Consider the following 2,486-nt stretch of genomic DNA (forward strand, 5'->3'; position numbering starts at 1 on the left):
GGGGCGGCGGTGTCGTCGTACGCCCGCGCCTGCCGCGCCCGTTCGTCGTCGGTGAGCAGGTCCACCGCGCCGATCCGTGTCCCGGCGTCGGCGGCGACCGCGCGCAGCAGCCGCCCGATGTGCGCGGCGAGCAGCGCGGCCGTGCCGGCGTCGAACAGGTCCGTGGCGTATTCGAGCCCGCCCGCCAGACCGGCCGGTCGGCCCTCCGCGTCCTTGCGCTCCCACAGCGCGAGGGTCAGGTCGAACTTGGTGGACAGCTCCTCCAGCGGCGCCGGTTCGGGCCGCAGCAGCGGTGTCCGGGCGCCGGTGTCCGTGTAGTCGTGGTGCAGCTGGACGACGTACTGGGCGAGCGGGTGGTGGGCGGTGGAGCGGGCCGGGTTGAGGTGCTCCACGATCCGGTCGAACGGCAGCCGCTGATGGGCGTAGGCGGCGAGGTCGGTGTCCCGTACCCGCTCCAGCAGGTCGGCGAATGCCGGATCACCCGAGGTGTCGGTGCGCAGGACCAGCGTGTTGACGAAGAAGCCGACCAGATCGCTCAGCGCCTCGTCGTCCCGCCCGGCCGTCATCGTCGCCAGCGGCAGATCGGTGCCGGCGCCGTGCCGGGTGAGGACGGCGGCGAGGGCCGCCTGCACCACCATGAACAGCGTCGCGCCGTGCCGCCGGGCCAGCTCCTCCAGGGCCTCGTGCGTGGCGGCGTCCACGGTCAGCGGCGCGTGGCCGCCCCGGTGGGACGCCTCCGCCGGGCGCGGCCGGGCGGCGGGCAGTTCGAGGACCGGCGGCGCGCCGGCGAGCGCCCGTTCCCAGAAGGCGAGGTCGTCCCCGGCGCCGGGCCCGTCCAGGACCTCCTGCTGCCACAGGGTGTAGTCGGCGTACTGGACGGGAAGCGGCTGCCAGTCGGGCGCACGGCCCTCGGCGCGGGCGGCGTAGGCGGCGGCCAGGTCCGCGAGCAGCGGCCCGGTGGACCAGCCGTCGGCGGCGATGTGGTGCACGAGCAGTACGAGCAGCTGCCCCCCGCCGTCGTCCGGGGTCAGCAGCGCCGCGCGCAGCGGGATCTCCCCGGCGAGGTCGAAGACGTGCCCGGCCGCCGCAGCGACGGCGGCCCGGAACCGTCCGGCCGGCACCGTCCGTACATCGAGCACGGGCCGTACGCCGGTCAGGATCTCCTGGTGCGGCTCTCCGTCCACCGACCGGTAGCGGGTGCGCAGCACCTCGTGCCGCTCGGCCACATCGGCCAGCGCCGACGCCAGCACCCCGGCGTCCAGCGGCTGTTCCGGCCGCAGCCCCAGCGGGATGTTGTACGAGGCGCTCGGCCCCTCCAGCGTGTCGATGAACCAGAGCCGGCGCTGGGCGCGGGACAGCGGGAGCCGGTCCGGGCGGTCGGTGCGCCGGGTCAGCGCCGGGCCCGCCTTCTCGGCGGCCGGCCGGACGGCGGCGATCCGCCGGGCCAGCGCGGCCGGGGTCGGTGCCAGCAGCAGATCCCGTACGTGGACGTCGACCCCCAGGCGGGCGCGGATCCGGTTGGCGAGCCGCACCCCGCTCATGGAGTGGCCGCCGATGGTGAAGAACCCTTCGTCCGGGCCGACCTCGTCGAGCCCCAGGATCTCCGCGAACATCTCCCGCAGCGTCTCCACGTGCCGCGCCTGCGGAGCCCCGCCCCGCTGTGCGGCGGCCTCGGCGTCGGCGGCCTGCCGGGCGGTGAGCGCGGCGACCCGGGCCCGGCGGGCGGCCAGGGACCAGCGGTCGTCGGCGCCGAGCAGCTCCGCGTCGGTGACGGGCGCCCCGGGCCGTTCGGCCGCCGTCCGCAGGGCCCGCTCCAGGGCGGCCAGGAGGAGCCGGGCGGTGCCCTCGTCCAGCACGTCGCACGCGTACTCCAGGCCCACCTCCAGACCGGCGGGTTCGGAGCCGGCGGTGCGGTGCTCCACGCAGGCGGCGGTCAGGTCGAACTTGGTGGTGGCGGGGCCGTCCGCCCGGAACCGGCCGGTCAGCCCGCCGAACGCGAACCGGGCGTCGTCCGGGACGGCGGTGCGCAGCGTCAGCATCGTCTGGAAGAGCGGGTGCACGCCCGGGGTGCGCGGCGGGTTCAGCTGCTCGACCAGCAGGTCGAACGGGACGCCCTGGTGCGCGTAGGCGGCGAGGTTCGTGTCGCGTACCCGCTCCAGCAGCTCGCCGAACGCCGGATCGCCCGAGGTGTCGGCGGGCAGGACCAGCGTGTTGACGAAGAAGCCCACCAGCGCGCCGAGTGCCTCGTCGTCGCGGCCCGCGACCGGTGTGCCCAGGGCCAGCCGCTCCCCGCACCCCGCCGCGCGCAGGGCGAGGGCGAGCGCGGCCTGGAGGACCATCAGCATGCTGGCGCCGTGTGCGTCGGCCAGCCGGACGAGCCGGGCGTGCGCCTCCGGTTCGAGGCGCGTGGTGACCAGGCCGCCCCGGTGGCCGGGCACGGCGGGCCGGGGGCGGTCCAGGGGGAGGTCGGGGACGGCGGGCAGCCC

1 protein-coding gene is annotated in these 2,486 nt (G+C 76.7%); it reads right to left on the reverse strand.

All coding sequences use genetic code 11. From position 1 onward, the window contains the following. On the reverse strand, positions 1-2,486 hold a 2,486-nt coding region (locus MHW47_RS34535; RefSeq protein WP_239227783.1), incomplete at both ends, for a condensation domain-containing protein.

Source organism: Streptomyces sp. OfavH-34-F (genome assembly GCF_022347745.1).
Taxonomy (GTDB): Bacteria; Actinomycetota; Actinomycetes; order Streptomycetales; family Streptomycetaceae; genus Streptomyces.